20 protein-coding genes are annotated in these 17,866 nt (G+C 72.9%); 8 read left to right on the forward strand and 12 right to left on the reverse strand.

Annotation, left to right across the window (positions count from 1 at the left end; translation table 11 throughout):
* Positions 1-4: 4 nt before the first annotated feature.
* The 4 genes from ACFY3C_RS00445 to ACFY3C_RS00460 all read left to right on the forward strand — a co-directional run bounded on the left by ACFY3C_RS00445 (position 5) and on the right by ACFY3C_RS00460 (position 3,955).
* Positions 5-1,636 (forward strand): amidohydrolase, encoded by a 1,632-nt coding sequence (locus ACFY3C_RS00445; protein WP_390769119.1) that lies wholly within the window; start codon positions 5-7, stop codon positions 1,634-1,636.
* 94 nt (positions 1,637-1,730) lie between these two features.
* Positions 1,731-2,969: a helix-turn-helix domain-containing protein gene (locus ACFY3C_RS00450; RefSeq protein ID WP_390769120.1), complete on the forward strand. Its 1,239-nt coding sequence runs from the start codon at positions 1,731-1,733 to the stop codon at positions 2,967-2,969.
* Positions 2,970-3,032: 63 nt separating this feature from the next.
* The gene (locus ACFY3C_RS00455; protein WP_390769532.1) at positions 3,033-3,395 is read left to right on the forward strand and encodes a DUF1304 domain-containing protein; all 363 of its coding nucleotides are present in this window, start codon (positions 3,033-3,035) and stop codon (positions 3,393-3,395) included.
* Positions 3,392-3,955: a TetR/AcrR family transcriptional regulator gene (locus ACFY3C_RS00460; RefSeq protein WP_390769121.1), complete on the forward strand. Its 564-nt coding sequence runs from the start codon at positions 3,392-3,394 to the stop codon at positions 3,953-3,955. Before ACFY3C_RS00455 ends, ACFY3C_RS00460 begins: the two co-directional genes overlap by 4 nt.
* Positions 3,956-3,959: 4 nt before the next feature.
* Here the strand turns inward: ACFY3C_RS00460 and ACFY3C_RS00465 are convergent, their stop codons facing one another.
* From ACFY3C_RS00465 to ACFY3C_RS00475, 3 genes are all read right to left on the reverse strand, one after another.
* The gene (locus ACFY3C_RS00465; RefSeq protein ID WP_390769122.1) at positions 3,960-4,805 is read right to left on the reverse strand and encodes a hypothetical protein; all 846 of its coding nucleotides are present in this window, start codon (positions 4,803-4,805) and stop codon (positions 3,960-3,962) included.
* Between the two features lie 109 nt (positions 4,806-4,914).
* The gene (locus ACFY3C_RS00470; protein WP_390769123.1) at positions 4,915-6,021 is read right to left on the reverse strand and encodes an NAD(P)-dependent alcohol dehydrogenase; all 1,107 of its coding nucleotides are present in this window, start codon (positions 6,019-6,021) and stop codon (positions 4,915-4,917) included.
* Between the two features lie 23 nt (positions 6,022-6,044).
* Positions 6,045-7,502, reverse strand: coding sequence for an aldehyde dehydrogenase family protein (locus tag ACFY3C_RS00475; protein WP_390769124.1), 1,458 nt, complete (start codon positions 7,500-7,502; stop codon positions 6,045-6,047).
* A 105-nt stretch (positions 7,503-7,607) separates the two neighbouring features.
* Between ACFY3C_RS00475 and ACFY3C_RS00480 the strand changes: the two genes are divergently transcribed.
* Together ACFY3C_RS00480 and ACFY3C_RS00485 are read left to right on the forward strand one after the other, a co-directional pair.
* Positions 7,608-8,036 (forward strand): MarR family winged helix-turn-helix transcriptional regulator, encoded by a 429-nt coding sequence (locus tag ACFY3C_RS00480; RefSeq protein ID WP_386578022.1) that lies wholly within the window; start codon positions 7,608-7,610, stop codon positions 8,034-8,036.
* Between the two features lie 153 nt (positions 8,037-8,189).
* Positions 8,190-8,570 (forward strand): anti-sigma factor antagonist, encoded by a 381-nt coding sequence (locus ACFY3C_RS00485; RefSeq protein WP_389172496.1) that lies wholly within the window; start codon positions 8,190-8,192, stop codon positions 8,568-8,570.
* 17 nt (positions 8,571-8,587) lie between these two features.
* Here the strand turns inward: ACFY3C_RS00485 and ACFY3C_RS00490 are convergent, their stop codons facing one another.
* Genes ACFY3C_RS00490 through ACFY3C_RS00520 form a run of 7 tightly spaced genes read right to left on the reverse strand, consistent with a single transcriptional unit; the run spans position 8,588 to position 13,385 of the window.
* Entirely contained in the window at positions 8,588-9,541 is a 954-nt protein-coding gene (locus ACFY3C_RS00490) for a ribose-phosphate diphosphokinase (RefSeq protein WP_390769125.1), read from the reverse strand.
* Positions 9,542-9,596: 55 nt separating this feature from the next.
* Positions 9,597-11,363 carry a complex I subunit 5 family protein gene (locus ACFY3C_RS00495; protein ID WP_390769126.1) on the reverse strand — a complete coding sequence of 589 codons (1,767 nt, stop codon included), beginning with the start codon at positions 11,361-11,363 and terminating at the stop codon, positions 9,597-9,599.
* The gene (locus tag ACFY3C_RS00500) at positions 11,363-11,710 is read right to left on the reverse strand and encodes a sodium:proton antiporter (protein WP_386578018.1); all 348 of its coding nucleotides are present in this window, start codon (positions 11,708-11,710) and stop codon (positions 11,363-11,365) included. Before ACFY3C_RS00500 ends, ACFY3C_RS00495 begins: the two co-directional genes overlap by 1 nt.
* Before the next feature lie 10 nt (positions 11,711-11,720).
* Positions 11,721-12,461, reverse strand: a complete 741-nt coding sequence (locus ACFY3C_RS00505; protein ID WP_390769127.1) for an MnhB domain-containing protein — start codon at positions 12,459-12,461, stop codon at positions 11,721-11,723.
* A complete protein-coding gene (locus tag ACFY3C_RS00510) occupies positions 12,458-12,718 on the reverse strand; it encodes a hydrogenase subunit MbhD domain-containing protein (RefSeq protein WP_390769128.1) in 261 nt (86 codons plus the stop codon). The genes ACFY3C_RS00505 and ACFY3C_RS00510 overlap by 4 nt, the downstream gene beginning before the upstream one ends.
* 35 nt (positions 12,719-12,753) lie before the next feature.
* Positions 12,754-13,206, reverse strand: a complete 453-nt coding sequence (locus ACFY3C_RS00515; RefSeq protein WP_390769129.1) for an MrpF/PhaF family protein — start codon at positions 13,204-13,206, stop codon at positions 12,754-12,756.
* A complete protein-coding gene (locus ACFY3C_RS00520; RefSeq protein WP_386578013.1) occupies positions 13,203-13,385 on the reverse strand; it encodes a hypothetical protein in 183 nt (60 codons plus the stop codon). The genes ACFY3C_RS00515 and ACFY3C_RS00520 overlap by 4 nt, the downstream gene beginning before the upstream one ends.
* Before the next feature lie 223 nt (positions 13,386-13,608).
* Between ACFY3C_RS00520 and ACFY3C_RS00525 the strand changes: the two genes are divergently transcribed.
* On the forward strand, positions 13,609-14,841 hold the full coding sequence (locus ACFY3C_RS00525; protein ID WP_390769130.1) for a ricin-type beta-trefoil lectin domain protein: 1,233 nt from the start codon (positions 13,609-13,611) through the stop codon (positions 14,839-14,841).
* 12 nt (positions 14,842-14,853) lie between these two features.
* Here the strand turns inward: ACFY3C_RS00525 and ACFY3C_RS00530 are convergent, their stop codons facing one another.
* A complete protein-coding gene (locus tag ACFY3C_RS00530) occupies positions 14,854-15,099 on the reverse strand; it encodes a hypothetical protein (protein WP_386578011.1) in 246 nt (81 codons plus the stop codon).
* 146 nt (positions 15,100-15,245) lie between these two features.
* On the opposite strand from ACFY3C_RS00530, the gene ACFY3C_RS00535 reads away from it, so the two are divergent.
* The gene (locus ACFY3C_RS00535; RefSeq protein ID WP_390769131.1) at positions 15,246-16,280 is read left to right on the forward strand and encodes a PHP domain-containing protein; all 1,035 of its coding nucleotides are present in this window, start codon (positions 15,246-15,248) and stop codon (positions 16,278-16,280) included.
* 225 nt (positions 16,281-16,505) lie between these two features.
* Here the strand turns inward: ACFY3C_RS00535 and ACFY3C_RS00540 are convergent, their stop codons facing one another.
* A complete protein-coding gene (locus ACFY3C_RS00540; protein WP_390769132.1) occupies positions 16,506-17,795 on the reverse strand; it encodes an ROK family protein in 1,290 nt (429 codons plus the stop codon).
* Positions 17,796-17,866: the final 71 nt, after the last annotated feature.

Genomic DNA, 17,866 nt, shown 5'->3' on the forward strand with positions numbered 1-17,866 from the left:
CATCATGCACGCTGATCTGCTCTTCACCGGCGGCCCCGTCCTCACTCCGGACGGCCGCAGGGCGACCGCCGTGGCGGTCACCGGGGGCCGCGTCACCGCCGTCGGGCACGACGAGGTGCGCGAGCTGGCCGGGCCGCGCACCGAGGTGGTCGACCTGGCCGGGCGGCTGCTGCTGCCGGGCTTCCAGGACGCGCACGTCCATCCGGTGCCTGCCGGCCTCGAAATGACCCAGTGCGACCTGAGCGGCAGGACGACCGCCGAGGACACCGTGGCCGCGGTGCGCGCGTACGCCGAGGCCCACCCCGAGCGGGAGTGGATCCTCGGCGGCGGCTGGTCGATGGAGGCGTTCGAGGGCGGTACGCCGACGAAGGAGCTGCTGGACGCGGTCGTCCCGGACCGGCCGGTGTACCTGCCCAACCGGGACCACCACGGCGCCTGGGTGAACAGCCGCGCGCTGGAGCTGGCCGGCATCGACAGGAACACGCCCGACCCGGCCGACGGACGGATCGAGCGGGACGCCTCGGGCGAGCCGAGCGGCACGCTGCAGGAGGGGGCGATGCAGCTGGTCGGCCGGCTGACCCCGCCCGCCGGTGCGGCGGACCGGCTGGCCGCGCTGCTGCACGCCCAGCGGCATCTGCACGCGCTCGGCATCACCGCCTGGCAGGACGCGCTGATCGGGGACTTCCTCGGCATGGACGACCCGGCCGGGGCGTATCTGACGGCGGCCCGGGACGGCTCGCTGACGGCGCGGGTGACCGGCGCCCTGTGGTGGGACCGGGAGCGCGGGGCCGAGCAGATCCCCGAACTCGTCGAGAAGCGGGCCGCGTCGAGCCACGGCCGGTTCCGCGCGGGCACCGTGAAGCTGATGCTGGACGGAGTCGCCGAGAACCACACGGCCGCGCTGCTCGACCCCTACCTCGACCGGTGCGGCTGCGCCACCGCCAACCGCGGCAAGAGCTTCATCGATCCGGCCCAACTGCCCAAATACGTGACCGAGTTGGACGCGCTCGGCTTCCAGTGCCACTTCCACGCGCTGGGCGACCGGGCCGTACGGGACGCGCTGGACGCCGTCGAGGCGGCGCGCGCCGCCAACGGGCCGAGCGACAACCGGCCGCACCTGGCGCACCTGCAGGTGATACACCCGGACGATGTGCCGCGCTTCGCCCGGCTCGGCGCAACCGCCAACATCCAGCCGCTGTGGGCCGCGCACGAACCGCAGATGGACGAGCTGACCATCCCGTTCCTCGGGCCCGAACGGGCCGCGTGGCAGTACCCGTTCGGGGCGCTGCTGCGCTCCGGGGCACGGCTGGCGGCGGGCAGCGACTGGCCGGTGAGCAGTCCCGATCCGCTGCAGGGCATCCATGTCGCGGTCAACCGCGTGGAACCGGGCGGCACCGGGCCGGTGTTCCTGCCGGACGAGCGGCTGAGCCTGACGGACGCGCTCACGGCGTACACGGCCGGGTCGGCGTACGTGAACCACCTGGACGACACCGGCCGGGTGGCCGTCGGGGCACTCGCCGACCTGGTGGTGCTGGACCGGGATCCGCTCGCCGGGCCGCCGGAGGCGATCGCGGAGACGAGCGTGGCGCTCACCTATGTGGAGGGCGAGCGGGTGTACGCGGCCGCCGGGGCGTGAGGCGCTCCGTTTGTCACCGGTGCACAAGTACCGTACGGACAACTGTCCCCGAGTGATGAGCCCGCGGGAGTTACCCGCGGGTATCGTCACCAGAGTGCCGAAGAGAGCCGCAGCGGTGGGCGTGGACACGGGCGGCCCGTTCAAGGCGTTGCCCCCGGGTCTGCCGGACCGCCTCAGACCGTATGTCCCCGAGATCACCGAGGAGGTCGTCCGCGCGATCGGGACCGGGATCCCCGAGTACGCGCGCCCCATGGACGACACGTACATACAGGCCGTGAACCGGGGCGTGGACCACGCCCTGCGCGGGCTGCTGGAGCGGATGGCCCAGCCGGACACCGGCTGGGAGCCGGTGCGGGAGACGTACGAGCGCATCGGCCGCGGGGAGGCCGAGGAGGGCCGCAGCCTCGACTCGTTCCAGTCGGCACTGCGGCTCGGCGCCCGGGTGACCTGGCGCCGGGTCAACGCCCTGGTGGACGGCGGGCTGCTGCCCCGCCATGTGCTGGGCGCCTTCGGTGAGGCGCTGTTCCTGCACCTGGACGGGATGGCGGCCGCGGCGACCGCGGCCTACACCGAGGCCCGGCTGCACGCCGCCGGTGAACTCCAGCAGCGGCGGGCCCGGTTGGTGGACCTGCTGACCGCCGATCCCCCGGCCTCGGCGGGGGCGATCGCCGATCTCGCGCATGCCGCGCGCTGGACGATGCCGCGGGCGGTGGCGGTGGTGGCCGTGGACCCCGGGCCCGGCGCGGGGCCGATCGTGCCGCCGGAGTTCCTCACCCGGTTCGACGTCCAGCCCGCGCTGCTGGTGGTGCCCGATCCGGAGGGACCGGGCCGGGCGCGTGCGGTGGCCGGGGCGCTGCAGGGGCTGCGCGCCGCGATGGGGCCCACGGTGGCGCTGAACGAGGGTGCGCGCTCGCTGCGCTGGGCCACCGAGGCGCTGGACCTCGTACGGCGCGGTGTGCTGTCCGGCACGGACCCGGCCGGCGGTGTGGTGCGCTGCCAGGACCACCTGCCCACGCTGCTGCTCCTGCGGGACGACGCACTGCTGGACGCGATGGCCGAGCGCCGGCTGCACCCGCTGGAACAGGTGCGTCCGCCGCAGCGGGAGCGGCTCGCGGAGACCCTGCTGGGCTGGCTGCAGTCCGGCCGCGGAGTCGCGGAGGTGGCCGCACGTCTGGCCGTGCACCCGCAGACGGTCCGCTACCGGATGCGGCAGCTGGACGAGCTGTTCGGTGAGCTGCTGCACGACCCGGCGGCCCGCTTCGAGATCCAGCTGGCGTTACGGGCCCGGGAGCTGCGCAGGGACGCCGCGGCCGGGGTGTGGTCCCCCAGGTGACTTCATGGACAGGTGTCCGGCTATCCTGGACACCTGTCCAAGTAGATGAGGGGGCCGCTGGTCGTGGAGATCGTGGCGAACGTGCTGGTCGGCCTGGTGGCCGCACTGCACGCGTACATCCTGGTACTGGAGATGTTCCTGTGGCAGAAGAAGCCGGGGCGGGGGCTGCACGGTTTCGATCCGGAGATGGCCCGGGCGACCGCGCCGCTGGCCGCCAACCAGGGCCTCTACAACGGTTTTCTGGCCGCGGGCCTGGTGTGGGGGCTGATCGCGGCCGACCCGACCGGGTTCCGGGTGCAGGTCTTCTTCCTGTCGTGTGTCGTGGTGGCGGGCGTGTTCGGTGCCGTCACGGCCAACCGTCGCATCCTGTTCGCCCAGGCGCTGCCCGGCGCGCTGGCCCTGGCGGCCGTGCTCGTCGCACGATGACCCCGGCGCCCCAGGAGGACCCGCGGGCCGCGCGCACCCGCGCCCGGCTGCGCGCGGCCCTGCTCGCGGAGTGCGCCGAGCGCCCGTTGGAGGAGGTCGGCGTGGCCGCGCTGGTGCGCCGGGCCGGGGTGGGCCGGGCCACGTTCTACGTCCACTACGACGGGCTGGAGGCGCTGGCGGTCGACACGTGCGCGGATGTCGTACGGCAGGCGGTGGACGCGCTGCACGCCTGGCGGGGACGGCCCGACCCGGTCAACTCACCGCCCGCGCTGCGGAAGTTCTTCGTGAGCCTCGCCCCGCACGCGGCCCTGTACCGGTCGCTGCTCGCGCCGGGCGGCGGCGGGCCGCTCGGCCGGGTGCTGCACCGGGATCTGCGGGCCCGCAGCCTCGCCGAGCGCGAGCTGGCGGGCGCGGCGGACGCCCCGCTGGTCGCCTCGGCGGTCGCGGCGACCTTCGCGGGGGTCCTCGCGGACTGGCTGCACGGGCTGTTGGAGGCCGGGCCGGAGGAAGTCGCGGACCAGGTCTGGCAGTTGCTGGTCGCGCTGCACCGCAGCCGGTGACGGGTCACTTGCAGGCGGGACCGTTCTTCGTCTGCGGCCAGGCCTCCACTGCGCCGGAGGTGCGGACGTAGGCCGTGTCCTTGTCGTCGGTGAGCCACAGGCGCCGGTCGCGGTAGTGGTACCCGGTGTCATGAGCGCCCGCAGGCATGCTCACGTGCGCGCGGTACGGCGTCGTGAGCAAGCCGTCGCGGCGCAGGACGCCCTCGGGGTCGCGGGCGTAGTGGCGGCCGTCCAGGTCGAGGAAGTGGGCCGACTGCCAGTCGCAGTGTTCCGGGCCGCCGGAACTGCTGAGCCGGCTCACCGGTACCCGCCGGCCGTTCCGGTCCGTCCAGACCTCCCAGCCCTGGGCGGCCGAGAACTTCGCGGGGAGTTCGGCGGGGTCGCAGGAGGCGTTCGTCTCCGGGCCCCAACCGGGCCGGTCCTTCTGGTCCTTGGCCACCACGACGGCCACCTTGGTACGGCCGTTCACGTCGAAGGAGTACAGCACCCGGCCGGGCTCCTCGCGCTCCACGCGGTAGCCGTGGTCGGGCTGCACCGGCTGGAACATGTCGAAGTAGAGCTTGAGCCCCTCTTCCGGTGTGCCGCCGCCGTCCGACCTTTCCCACCCGTCGGGGCCGCCACCCTCGAAGATCTCCCCGTCGCACTCCAGCGCCCGGCCCGCGGCTCCGGAGGCCAGCCGCAGGGACCGGGGGCTGTCGTCGTCCACGGCCTTGGTGGGGACGTCGAGCGAACCGCTGTACGGGGTTGCCGGTGGCGTGCCGTCGACCACCACCCGTACTCCGGTGCCGTCGTCGCACCCCACCGCCGTCACGGCTGCCAGTACCGCCACGGCCACAAGTCCCCTGCGCATGCCCGCCCCTGTCCCTGGACTGTCTTTGCGCTCCTCCGACGTGGGGACGGGCCGAAACGTTCGGGGCACGACAGGTCTGCCGGACGATCCGGCGGCCGGGACCGGGGCCTCAGAAGGTGAGTACGGGCTTGATCGCCTTGCCCGCGGTCATGTCCCGTACCGCCCGGTCGATGTCCGCGAACGGGTAGGTGCTGATCAGGCGGTGCAGCGGGAGCCGCCCCTCCCGCACCAGGCGGACCAGGGCCGGGATGAACGTCTGGGTCTCGCTGTCGCCCAGGGTCAGGCCGACGATCCGCTTGCCCGCGAGCAGCCCGTTGACGTCCAGGGAGACCTCGGTGCCGAAGGGCGGGGCGCCGACGACGACCAGGGTGCCGCGGGCGGCGAGCGCGTCGACGCCCTGGCTCAGGACGCCCACGTTGCCCGTCGTCTCGACGACGCCGTCGGCGCCCCGGTGTCCGGTCAGGTGATGGATCAGTTCGGGCACGCTGTCCTCGGTCGAGTCGATCGTGAGGGTCGCGCCCAGCTCCTCGGCGAGTGCCAGCCGTTCGGGGACCCGGTCGACGGCGATGATCGTGGTGGCGGGGGTGAGGGCGGCCGCCATCACGGCCGACAGGCCGACCGCTCCGGCACCGAGGACGACGAGCGTACTGCCGGCCTCGGGCTTCAGTACGTTCCAGACGGCGCCGACTCCGGTCTGCACCCCGCAGCCCAGTGGGGCGATCGACTCCAGCGGCACGTCCGGGTCGACCTTGACGAGGCTGCACTCGTCCACCAGGGCGCGCTCCGCGAACGAGGACTGGCCGAAGAAGTGGCCGCCGAGCGGCTCCCCGCCCCGGCTGACGGTGTGGGTGCCGTCCGCGCGGCGACCGCCGGTCAGGTTGAGCGGCAGCCAGGTCGCGCAGTAGGCGGGGTGCCCTGCGTGACAGTTGCGGCACCGCCCGCAGGAGGTGAAGGACAGTACGACGTGATCGCCGGGGGCCACGCCGGTGACCTGGGAGCCGACGGCCTCGACGACGCCCGCGCCCTCGTGGCCCAGCACTCCCGGGAGGGGGAAGGGCAGTGCGCCGTTCGCCACGCCGAGGTCGGTGTGGCACAGGCCGGCCGCCACCATGCGGACGAGCGCCTCGTGTGGTCCGGGGGCGTCGAGTTCGACGTCGGTGAGGGTGAAGGGCGCTCCGCCGGACTCGACGACGGCGGCACGGGTGGTGAGGCTCATCCTGAACTCCTTGGTGATGCCGCTCAGTCGAGCGAGACGACGACGGACTTGACCTTGGTGTAGGCGGCCAGCGCCTCGGGGCCGTACTCGCGGCCGAAGCCGGAGTTCTTGACACCGCCGAAGGGCACCGCGGGGTCGAGCAGCGCCCAGTCGTTGATCCAGACGATGCCGGCCTGCAGGCGGGCGGCGATGCGGTGGGCGCGGGCCAGGTTACCGGTCTGGACGCCCGAAGCCAGGCCGTAGGGCGTGGAGTTGGCGAGGGCGACGGCCTCGTCCTCGGAGTCGAAGGGCTGCACCGTGAGGACGGGACCGAAGATCTCCTCCTGGATCACCCGGGAGTCGTCGGGCAGGTCGGCGATGACGGTGGGCCGGTAGTAGAAGCCGCCGTCCAGGTCCAGGCGCTCTCCGCCGCAGACGATGCGGCCGCCCTCCTTGCGGGCGAGGTCGACGTACTCCTCGACCTTGCGCAGGTGCCGCTCCCCCGCCATCGGGCCGACGACGGTGTCCGGGTCGCGCGGGTCGCCGACCGGGACGCCGGGGACGGCCTGGGCGAGGATGCCGAGCAGGGTGCCGTAGACCGGGCGGGCGACCAGCAGGCGGGGGCCGCCCATGCAGAACTGGCCGGTGTTGAAGACGAATCCCTTGATGACCGCGCCGACCGCCTTCTCCAGGTCGGCGTCCTCGAAGACGATGTGGGCCGCGTTGCCGCCGAGTTCCATGGTGACCGGTTTGAGGGCCTGACCGGCGGTGCCGGCCACGTGCCGGCCGACGGCGGTGGACCCGGTGAAGGCGATCTTGTCGACGCCGGGGTGGGCGAGCAGCGCCTCGCCGGCCACCGGGCCGCCGCCCGTGACGACGTTGACGACGCCGGCCGGGACACCCGCCTCGGTGAGCAGCCGGGCCATGTACAGGGCGCTGAGCGGGGTCTCGTCGGCGGGCTTGTGGACGACGGTGTTGCCGGCGGCGAGGGCGGGGCCGAGCTTCGAACCGGCCAGGATCAGCGGGAAGTTGAAGGGGGTGATGGCGGCGACCACGCCGAGCGGCTCGCGCCGGGTGTAGGCGAGGGCGTTGAGTGGGGTGTCGCGGGTGGCGCCGTCGAGGGTGAAGGCGAGGGAGGCGTAGTACTCGTAGTCGCCCGCCGCGTTGGCGACGTCGACGGCCTTGCACAGGGTGATGGGCTTGCCCACGTCCAGGCTCTCCAGGGCCGCCAGCTCGTCGGCGTTCTCCCGGATCAGCTCGGCGACGCGGTGCAGGACGCGGCCGCGCTCCCGGCCGCTCAGCCCGGACCACTCCCCCGCGTCGAAGGCCTCGCGGGCGGCGCGTACGGCGGCGTCGACGTCGTCGGCACTCGCCTCGGCGACGGTGGTGACCGGCTGCCCGGTGGACGGATCGAGCACCTCTCTGCGGGCGCCGTCGGTGGCCTCGCGCCAGCCGCCGCCGATGAACAGCCGACCCGGACCGGTGTCGATGGTGGTCGTCATTGCCCACTCCCCAGCATAGATCGCCAAGTTTTCAATAAACAGGAATCCTGTTGGTCCGCAGTCTCGTTTCGGTCAGGATTCCTGTCAATGGTCTAGGGTGGGCGCATGGTCGGTACAAGGACAGGCCCGTCGCTGCTCTACATGGTCAAGCAGGTCGAACTCGCCGCGCGCTCCCGCCTGGACGAGCTGGTCAGGCCCGCCGGGATCACGGCCCTGCAGTACACGGCCCTCACAGTGCTGGAGCGGCACGACGGGCTGTCCGCGGCCCGGCTCGCCCGTGACTCGTTCGTCACCGCCCAGTCCATGGCCGACCTCGTGCGCTCCCTGGAGACGCGGGGGCTGATCCGCCGGGAGCGCAATCCGCAGAGCCGGCGCGAGCTGCTGATCCTGCTCACCGACGCCGGGCGCGAGTTGCTGGCGCGGTTCGCCGAGCCGGTGCGGGAGCTGGAGGAGCGGATGGTCGAGGACCTCACGGCGCACCAGCGCGAGCAGTTCCGGCGGGCGCTCTCGAAGGCGTGGCACGCGCTGTCGTAGCCACCCTGGAACCCTGCCGTCCGCATCACGAAGCGACACGCGGCGCCAAACTCGAAGACATATGTCAATCGAACATGCTCAAATTCCTTCTATCGAGGGTAACTTGACGGTCGAGAGACGGTTTTCCAGGCGCGCGTGGGAGGTGATGCCGTCGTGCAGGAGGGGCCCACGCCGCTCACTCGGCATCTGCGCATACGCGAGGACCGCGGGCACACGGTGGTGGAGTTCCGCGGCGAGATCGACATCGCGGCGGCGACGGAGATCGCATCCACCCTGGACCGGATCACCGACCGGCCCGGGGTCCGGATCGTGATCGACCTGCGGTCCGTGGAGTTCTTCGACTGCTCGGGGCTGCGCCTGCTCTACCGGGCCCGCAGCCGGGTGCTGGAGCGGGGCGGGCGGCTGCACCTGGTGTGCACCCACCCGCTGACCCTGCGCGTCTTCCGGGTCACCGGCCTGTCCCGGCTGCTGCCGCCGCAGGCGACGCTGGAGGCGGCACTGGAACAGCCCGAGGCCACGTCCGGATCGCTGTGACGACGGCCGCTTCCCGGCTAGGCGCCTCTCGACTCCTCGAAGAGGGCGCTCACGGACTCACCGTTGTGAATGCGGCGTACGGCCTCGGCGAGGGCGGGACCGATGGACAGAATGCGCAGCTTGTCGGTGTGCTCGTCCAGGGGTACCGGGACGGTGTTGGTGCACACGATCTCCAGCACGTCGGGCTGCTCGCTCAGCCGCTTGAGCGCACCGGCCGCGAACAGCCCGTGCGTGCAGGCCACGCGGATCGAGCGCGGCCCCAACTCCCGTAGCCTCTCCAGCAGTTCGAGGACGGTGCTGCCCTTGGCGATCTCGTCGTCCAGGACGATGACGTCCCGGTCGGCCACGTCCCCGATCACGGAGCTGATGCTCACCCGGTCGTCCGCGAACCGCTGCTTGGCACCGGCCGCCACCTGCGCGCCGATCAGCCGGGCGAAGGCGGCGGCCTCCTTGGCGTTGCCGAGGTCCGGGGAGACGACCGTGGTGCGCGAGAGGTCGTACTGCCTGAAGTGCGCGGCCAGTTCGCGCAGCGCGTGCAGGTGGTCCACCGGCACCGAGAAGAAGCCGTGCACCTGCGGTGCATGCAGGGTCATGGCGAGGACCCGGCTCGCCCCCGCGGCCACCAGCAGGTCGGCGACCAGCCGTCCGCCGAGGGAGATGCGGGGCGCGTCCTTCTTGTCGGAGCGGGCGTAGGAGTAGTGGGGCATGACGACGGTGATCCGGCCGGCCGAGGCACCCCGGGCCGCGTCGCACATCAGCAGCAGCTCCACCAGGTGCTCCTGCACGGGTCTGACCAGCGGCTGGATCAGGAAGACGTCCCGTTCCCGGCAGTTGGCCTGAAGCTGCACCTCCAGACAGTCGTTGGCGAACCGGCTGACCCGGGTCGGGCTGAGCGGCACGCCCAGGTGGGCGCAGACCTCCTGAGCCAGTTCGGGATGGGCACTGCCACTGAAGACGGCGATGTCTCGCACGATCCGCTCCTCGCATGATCAGCACGGGCTGCGTCGATCATGTTACTGGCGCTGGTCAGCCGCCCAGCACCCCGGGCAGGGTCAGCGCGCCCAGCGCGGTGGCGCCGACCAGGAGCCAGGCCACGTAGTCGCCGATGTGGCCCGACTGCAGGCGGCGCAGGGGCAGCGCCCAGTCCGGGGTGGACAGCCAGCCCGAGCGGGTCACGGCGAGGGCGGCGAGACCCACGGCCAGCACGGTGGAGACCAGGCCGAGCAGGATGCCGTGCGCCGTCCAGTGGGCAGAGGCGTGGGCGCCGCCCGACCCGGCCTCGTTGACCGAGTCGGCCACCAGTACGGCGAGGCCGGGGGCCACGCCGACGGCGAAGGCGGCGGCGAGCAGCACGGCGGGCACCACGGTCATGGAGTCCGGGATGCGGGTCAGTCTCCTGCCGGTCTCGGGCTCCTCCCCGGAGCCGCTGGTCTCGTACTCGGCGTCCTTCGGGCGCGGCCCGAGCCCGAGGAACACCCGGGCGGTGACCCGCAGCACCGCGCCCGCGGTCACCGCGGAGGCGAGCACGTACACCGCGGTGAGCGGGCCGCCGGCCGTCTCCTCGGTGATCGCCTTGCCGAGGGCCGTCCCGAACGGGGGAAGGCCCGCGAGGGCGAGCCCGCCGATCGCGAACATCACCGCGAACGCGCGCATCCCGCGCGCCCTGCCGTGCAGGGCGTGCTCGTCGACACTGCCGAACCGGTTCAGGAGCGCGCCGGTGCAGGCGAACAGCGCGGCCTTCACCCCGGCGTGCCCGACGAGGTACAGGGCGACCCCGTCGTCCCCTTCAGGGGTGAGTACGCCGAGGCCGACGAGGAACAGGCCGGTGTGCGCGACCGTGGAGTAGGCGAGCAGCCGTTTGATGTGCCGCTGGTACCAGCACATGACGGCGCCGATCGCGGCGGTGAGCACGCCCAGGGTCACCAGGGCCCGGGTCAGGTCGGCGGCGGGGATGCCGCCGGGCCCGGCGAAGACGGTGCCGTACACGCGCCAGACGCCGTAGGCGCCGAGTTCCACCATGACGCCGGACAGCAGCATGCACACCGGGGTCGGGGCGACCGCGTGCGCGTCGGGGAGCCAGAAGTGGAACGGCACGGCGGCCGCCTTCACCAGCAGCCCGGTCATGACCAGGACGAACGCGGCGAGGACCAGGGCGTCCGGCCCGCCCTGCGCGGCCGCGCCGTCCAGGCCGCGCCCGATCTTGGACATGGCCAGTTCACCGGTGCGGGCGTACAGCAGGCCGATGCCCAACAGCATCGCGTACGCGCCGAGGGAGTTGACGACTCCGAAAGTCAGCGCGCCCTGCACAGCCTTCGCCTCGTCGATCCGGTAGCCGGTCAGGGCGTAGGCGACGACGCTCATCAGCTCGAAGAACACGAACGCGTTGAACAGGTCGCCCGCGAGCGCGAAGCCGCACATCGCGCCCTGGAAGACCAGCATCAGCGCGGGGAACGAACCGGCGTGGCCGCGCGGCGGCTCGTCGAAGTAGCGCCAGGAGTACACCAGCGCCGACAGGGTGAGCAGCGAGGCCAGCGCCGCCATGCCCAGCGCCGGACCGTCCCCGACCAGTACGATGCCGACGCTCTCCCCGTCGACGGGCCGCCAGCCGCCGACCCATTCCACCAGCGGCGGCGAGGAGTTGAGCAGCAGGACGAGCGCGAGGGCGGCCGTGGCGCCGGAGACGACGAACCCGGTGGTCTCGGCCACGACCCGGGCGAGCCGGCGGCCGGTGGCCACGAGCAGGGCGGCCCCGAGCAGCGGCACCGCGAAGAGCAGCGGAAGCAGGTGCTGCATCAGCCGCGCAGCTCTCTCAGCTCGTCCGGGTCGAGGGTGCCGTGCCGCTTGGCGACCTGCAGGACGAGGGCGAGCAGCAGCGCGGTGACGGTGGCGCCGACGACGATGTCGGTGAGGGTGAGCGCCTGCACGACCGGGTCGACGAGCGGCCGGGAGCCCGGCTCGATGTCGGAGAAGACCGGCGCGGTCGCCCCGTCACGGTAGCCGACGGCCAGCAGCAGGACGTACGTGGACGACTGGCACACGGACAGGCAGCCCACGGTGTGGATCAGGTTGCGGCTGGTGGCGAGGCCGTAGCAGCCGGTCAGGAAGACGTAGGCGGCGACCAGGTAGGGAAGGACGTGCATCACGGCGTTCTCAACTCCCGCGTTCCTCCTCGATCTCGACGGCCTGGTCCAGGAAACTCGCGAGCAGCAGGACGACCGCGCTCGCCACCTCCATGCCGACGGCCGCGTTCAGCAGCGGGACGGTCCCGCCGGAGGACAGCGTGTTGAAGGTGCCGTACGGCAGCAGCGTGTTGGCCAGGAACGCGGTGCCCGCGAGGAGGCCGGCGAGGCCCAGGACGACGTAGGCGGAGACGGCGAGCGCGTCGCAGACGTCGAACACGCCGAGGGGGCGGACGCGTTCCAGGGCCCGGTAGTCGGCGCCGAGGTACAGCAGGTGCAGGGCGGTCGCGGCGACGACCCCGCCCTGGAAGCCGCCGCCGGGGCTGAGCTGGCCGTGGGCGATGACGTAGACGCCGGTGAGGAGGGCGACGGGCAGCACGATCAGTGCGTAGCGGCGGACGGGCCGGGCCACTTCGGCGGGCCGCGGCTGCGCCCGGTGCTCGTCGCGGGCCTGGCGCAGGAGCACCAGGCAGCCCAGGACGGCGGCGAACAGGATGCTCGTCTCACCGAGGGTGTCGTAGGCGCGCTGGTCGAAGTTGACGGAGGCGATCGTGTTCGCGGTGTGCCGGGCGAGGGAGGCGCGGACGGCCCGCTCGCCGTACGGGTGCCACCGGCTGCCGAAGGCGGGCAGGTCGAGGCCGGCGGCGACCAGCAGGGCGGCCACCCCCGCGCCGCCCGCGGCGAGCAGCCACAGCCGCAGCCGCCGGGTCATCGCGCCCCGTCCTTCGTGCGGCTCCGCCGTCTGACCTTGCGCACCGACAGCATGATCAGCAGCGGGGTGAGCGCGGAGCCCACGGCCAGCTGGGACAGGCCGACGTCCGGGGCCTGGAGCACGGTGAACAGGACGGCCAGGACGACACCGAGCACGGACAGCACCAGGGCCTGCCGGGCCGGTTCGCGCTGGGCCACGGCGGCCGTGGCGGAGGCGGCCACGAGCAGCAGGGCCACGGCGGTCACGGCATCAGCCATGCCGCACCTCGCTCCCACCCCGCGCCGCTCCCGCGTCAGGCACCCCGCACCGCCCGGAAGCCACCCGCCAGCGCCCGGGACGCGATGACGTTGCCACCGATCAACAGCACGCCGATCACCAGCAGTTTCACCATCGCCCGGCTCGGGCCGGTGGCCACGCACACCGCCACCACGACCGCCGTGGCCACGCCGACGGCGGTCCAGGTCAGTGCCCAGGCGCGCGGCGGCTCGGCCGCCAGGTCGTCGGCGAGCAGACGGGCGAAGACGAGGGTGCCGACCGGGCCCAACAGAGCCATCAGCAGGGCGAGGTCGACGTAGGAGGGGCGGCCGTAGCCCTGGGCGAGCAGCAGCAGGGCCGGGCAGACCGCGGAGGTGGCCAGGTTCTGGGCCATGACGCGGCGGGGCAGCGGGCCGGTGGCCGTCCCCCACAGGGCGGCCGCTCCTGCACCGCCGAGTTCGACGGTCGCCGCGAGGAGCCAGCCGTTCACCGCCAGGTCACCGCCCGCCGTCCGGCCCGGGCCAGCAACGCGCCCACGGCGGCGGCACTCGCGCCCACGATCCGCTCCAGGGTGTCGACCGAGCTGATGAACGCCAGCCACAGCAGGGCCAGTGCAGCCCACCAGGCCAGGAGTTCGCCCAGGACGAGGAAGGCCGTACGCCGGGTCATCCACCTCCCCCTCTCGGTCCGTTCTGCATGAGCGTGCGGCGTTCTGCCCTTTCGCCGCTCCGGGCATCCAAGCATCGCCGGGCCCTGTACCGGGCGGCGGCGCGCGGGCGGGCCGTCGGCTGAGAGTTCGTCAGCGGGAGGTCCGTACCAAGGTATTGACGCCTCCTTACTTCACTCCTTAAATCAAGAGTCGTCTCACCCCCCCCCACGTGAACGGAGAGTCATGGCCTCCCCACGCCTGCTCCGCAGCTGCCTGTTCGCCGCTCTGTCCGCCGCTCTGGTCGGCTCGGCCGCCGTCGGTCCGGCCCGGGCACAGACCGCGGCCCCGGCGGCCGCGGCCGTGACCACCTTCTCCGACAGCTTCGACGGGCCCGCGGGCGCCGCGGTCGACTCCTCGAAGTGGTCGCTGGAGACCGGCGACAACGTCAACAACCACGAGCGGCAGTACTACACGTCCGGGACCAGGAACGCGGCCCTGGACGGCCAGGGGCATCTGGTGATCACGGCCCGCAAGGAGAACCCGGCGGGCTACCAGTGCTGGTACGGCAGCTGCCAGTACACCTCGGCGCGGATGAACACCGCCGGGAAGTTCAACGCGCAGTACGGACATGTCGAGGCCCGGATGAAGATCCCGCGCGGGCAGGGCATGTGGCCCGCGTTCTGGATGCTCGGCACTCCGGTGAACTGGCCGGACTCGGGTGAGATCGACGTGATGGAGAACGTCGGGTTCGAGCCCTCGACCGTGCACGGCACCATCCACGGCCCGGGCTACTCCGGCTCGGGCGGCATCGGCGCCGGCTACACCCTGCCGAACGGCCAGGCCTTCGCGGACGCGTTCCACACCTTCGCCGTCGACTGGGCGCCCGACTCGATCACCTGGTCCGTGGACGGGAACGTCTACCAGCGGCGCACGCCCGCCGACCTCGGCGGGAAGACCTGGGTGTTCAACAAACCGTTCTTCCTGATCCTGAACCTGGCGGTCGGCGGCTACTGGCCGGGCGACCCGGACGGCACCACGCAGTTCCCGCAGCAGCTGGTGGTCGACTCGGTGTCGGTGACGACGAGCAACAGCGCGGCCGGTGTCCCGATCCGGGGACTGGCGGGCAAGTGCGTGGACGTGGCCGGCGCGAACTCCGCCAACGGCACCCCGGTCCAGCTCTACGACTGCAACGGCACGGGCGCCCAGCAGTGGACGGTCGGCTCGGACGGCACGATCCGGGCGCTCGGCAAGTGCCTGGACGTCACCGGCAACGGTACGGCGGACGGCTCGACCGTCCAGCTGTGGGACTGCACGGGCGGCCCCAACCAGAAGTGGGCCGTCTCGGCGGCGCACGACATCGTCAATCCGCAGGCGAACAAGTGCCTCGACGTGACCGGGAACAACCCGGCCAACGGCACCCGGCTGCAGATCTGGACGTGCACCGGCGGCGGCAACCAGAAGTGGACGGTCGGCTGAGCCTCCTGCGGATCAGATGGGGGTCCAGTGGTACTGGCCGCCGCCCACCCAGCGGACCGCGTCCGGGTCGCTCAGGTCGTGGATCGTGATGCCGTGGGTGGCGGCGACCTCCAGCACGTCGGTCGCGGTCCTGGCCCGGCCGACCACCTGACCGTCGATCTCCACCACCCGGAAGGGCGGCTCCCCCGGCTTGCCCGGGCACACACCGTGCACCAGGACCCGCGGATGGGAGATGTAGGGCACTGCTTGTTCGGTCATGCAATAGAGCGTAGAACGCAACCGGGGCCGACGACTCGTCCGCGGAGCCGTCCAGGCGCCGCGGCGCTTCGGGGCGCGGGCCGGCGGGCGTGCGGGGCGGGTCCGGCTGGGGAACCCTGGAGGGGCATCGCGCGCTGGAGGTGCCCATGGAACCCGTCGCGGCCCTCGACCGGATCGCCTTCCTGCTGGAGCGGTCGCTGGCGCCCACCTACCGGGTGCGGGCCTTCCGGACCGCCGCCCGGGTGCTGTCCGCGCTGCCCGAGGACGAGGTCGCCGCGCGTGCGGCGGCCGGGACGCTGGAGTCGCTGAAGGGGGTCGGGCCGAAGACCGCGCAGGTGGTGCGGGAGGCCCTGGCCGGGGAGGTGCCCGGCTATCTGCGCACGGTGGAGGAGGAGGCCGGCGGGCCGCTCACCGCCGAGGGCGGCACCGAGCTGCGGGTTCTGCTGCGCGGCGACTGCCACACCCACTCGGACTGGTCCGACGGCGGCAGCCCGATCGAGGAGATGGGGCGTGCGGCGGCCCGGCTCGGCCACGAGTGGACTGCCCTGACCGACCACTCCCCCCGGCTGACCGTGGCCCGGGGCCTCAGTGCGGGGCGGCTGCGCGAGCAGCTGGAGGTGGTGGCGGAGCTGAACGCGCGGTGGGCGCCGTTCCGGCTGCTCACCGGCATCGAGTGCGACATCCTGGAGGACGGCTCGCTGGACCAGGAGCCCGGGCTGCTGGAGCGGCTGGACGTCGTCGTGGTGTCCGTGCACTCCAAGCTGCGGATGGACGCCCGCTCGATGACCCGCCGCATGGTGAAGGCCGTACGCGATCCGCACGCGGACGTCCTCGGCCACTGCACGGGACGCCTGGTCACGGGCCGTGGCCGGCCGGAGTCGGAGTTCGACGCGGACGAGGTGTTCGCCGCGTGCGCCGAGTCGGGTACGGCCGTGGAGATCAACAGCCGTCCCGAGCGGCTGGACCCGCCTCGGCGGCTGCTGCGCCGGGCCGTGGCGGCCGGGACGCTGTTCTCGGTCGACACCGACGCGCACGCGCCCGGCCAGCTGGACTGGCAGATCCTCGGCTGCGCCCGGGCCGAGGAGTGCGGGGTGCCCGCCGAACGGGTGGTGACGACCTGGCCGGCCGAGGAGCTGCTGGCCTGGACGCGGGAGGGCCGTACGCCCGCTCGGGTGTCATGAGAAAGCCCCGACCGTGACGGGGGAATCACGGCCGGGGCGGCCAGGTGGTGGGCACGCACGGCGGTCGCCCCTCGGCGAAGGGCACCACAGGGCTTCAGCCGAACGATCGTCCCTGTGGGCGGATGGTGAGGCCCGGGGACACTGTCCCGTCCGCACCCACGGCTGGTTCAACGGGCAACCATCTTGTGGTGTTCCAGCAGGGGTCCGTGAGGTGGGTCACGCCGGTCAGCGCGGTGTCCGTTCCTCCAGTGCGGCCCGCCAGGCGGGGTGCCGGTCCTCGGTGGCCTGTTCGGCGCGGCGGCCGCCGCGCGCGAAGAAGTCGGCCAGGGGCAGGATCGCCGCACCGACGGTGACCGCGTCGGGTCCGAGCCGGCCGAGGTCGATACTGACCTTGTCGGCCGGGTACCGCAGGGCGTACGTCGACGCGTGGCGGCGTACGGCGGGCAGGAACCGGTTGCCGAGCTGGAGTCCGGCCCAGCCGCCGATGAGGATCCGCTCGGGCTGGAAGAGGTTGATCAGGTCGGACAGGCCGGCGCCCAGGTACTCGGCGGTCTCCTCCAGAACGGCGAGCGCGACCGGATCGGGGTCCCTGCCCTCGGTCGGGTACGCGGCGGCGAGCATCGCGGTGAGCGCGGTCTCCTCGTCGGCGCCCTCGGGCGGCCGTCCGCCCTCCTCTCGCCAGCGGGCGAGCAGCGACTCGGCACCGGCGTAGGCCTCCAGGCAGCCCGGCGCACCGCACCGGCAGCGGCGCCCCCGGACCCGTACGGTCAGATGGCCCCATTCGACGGCCCGCCCGTGCTCCACCTCGGGGGTGACCAGGCAGGCGCCGACACCGGAGCCGAAGAGCACGACCACCGCGTTGCGGGCGCCCCGACCGCCGCCGAACCACATCTCGGCCTGGCCCAGGGTCTTGGCGCCGTTGTCTATGAAGTACCGCACGGTGTCCGGCAGTCGGGAGGTCGAGCGGAGCAGCCGCTCCAGCGGGACCGCGTCCCAGCCGATGGTCTGTCCGTGCACGACAGCGCCCCGGTCCGCCGTGTGCTCGACGATGCCCGGGACGCCGACGCCGACGCCGAGCAGCCGCTCGGGCGAGGCCCCCTCGGCCTCGAGGACCTCGGCGATGCCGTCGCGGATGTGGCCGACGATCACGTCGACGTCGTAGCCCTGCTGGGTGAGCGGGCGTTCGGTGCGGGCGAGTTCGGTGAGGGCCAGATCGAACAGCTCGACGCGGACGCGGGTCTCGCCGACGTCGACGCCGATCATCTGGCCGCTGTGCGGGGAGACGCGCAGCAGGGTCCGCGGGCGGCCGCCGTCGGAGTCGACGCTGCCTGCCTCCTCGACCAGTCCGTCGGCGACCAGGTCCGCGACCACGTTGCTGACCGAGCCGGAACTCAGTCCGGTGACCGGGCCCAGTTCGAAGCGGCTGAGCGGGCCGTCGAAGTACAGCCGTTGCAGCACCGCCGTGCGGTTGCCCCGTCTGAGGTCGCGTACCGTTCGCCCGTTCCGCCCCGCCATGTGGCTCCCTTCGAACCATGTCCCGACCTGCAACATACCCCTCGGGACAGGTTGCACGCGACTTTCGGACA

Origin of the sequence: Streptomyces sp. NPDC001410 (assembly GCF_042895235.1) — a bacterium.
Taxonomy (GTDB): Bacteria; Actinomycetota; Actinomycetes; order Streptomycetales; family Streptomycetaceae; genus Streptomyces.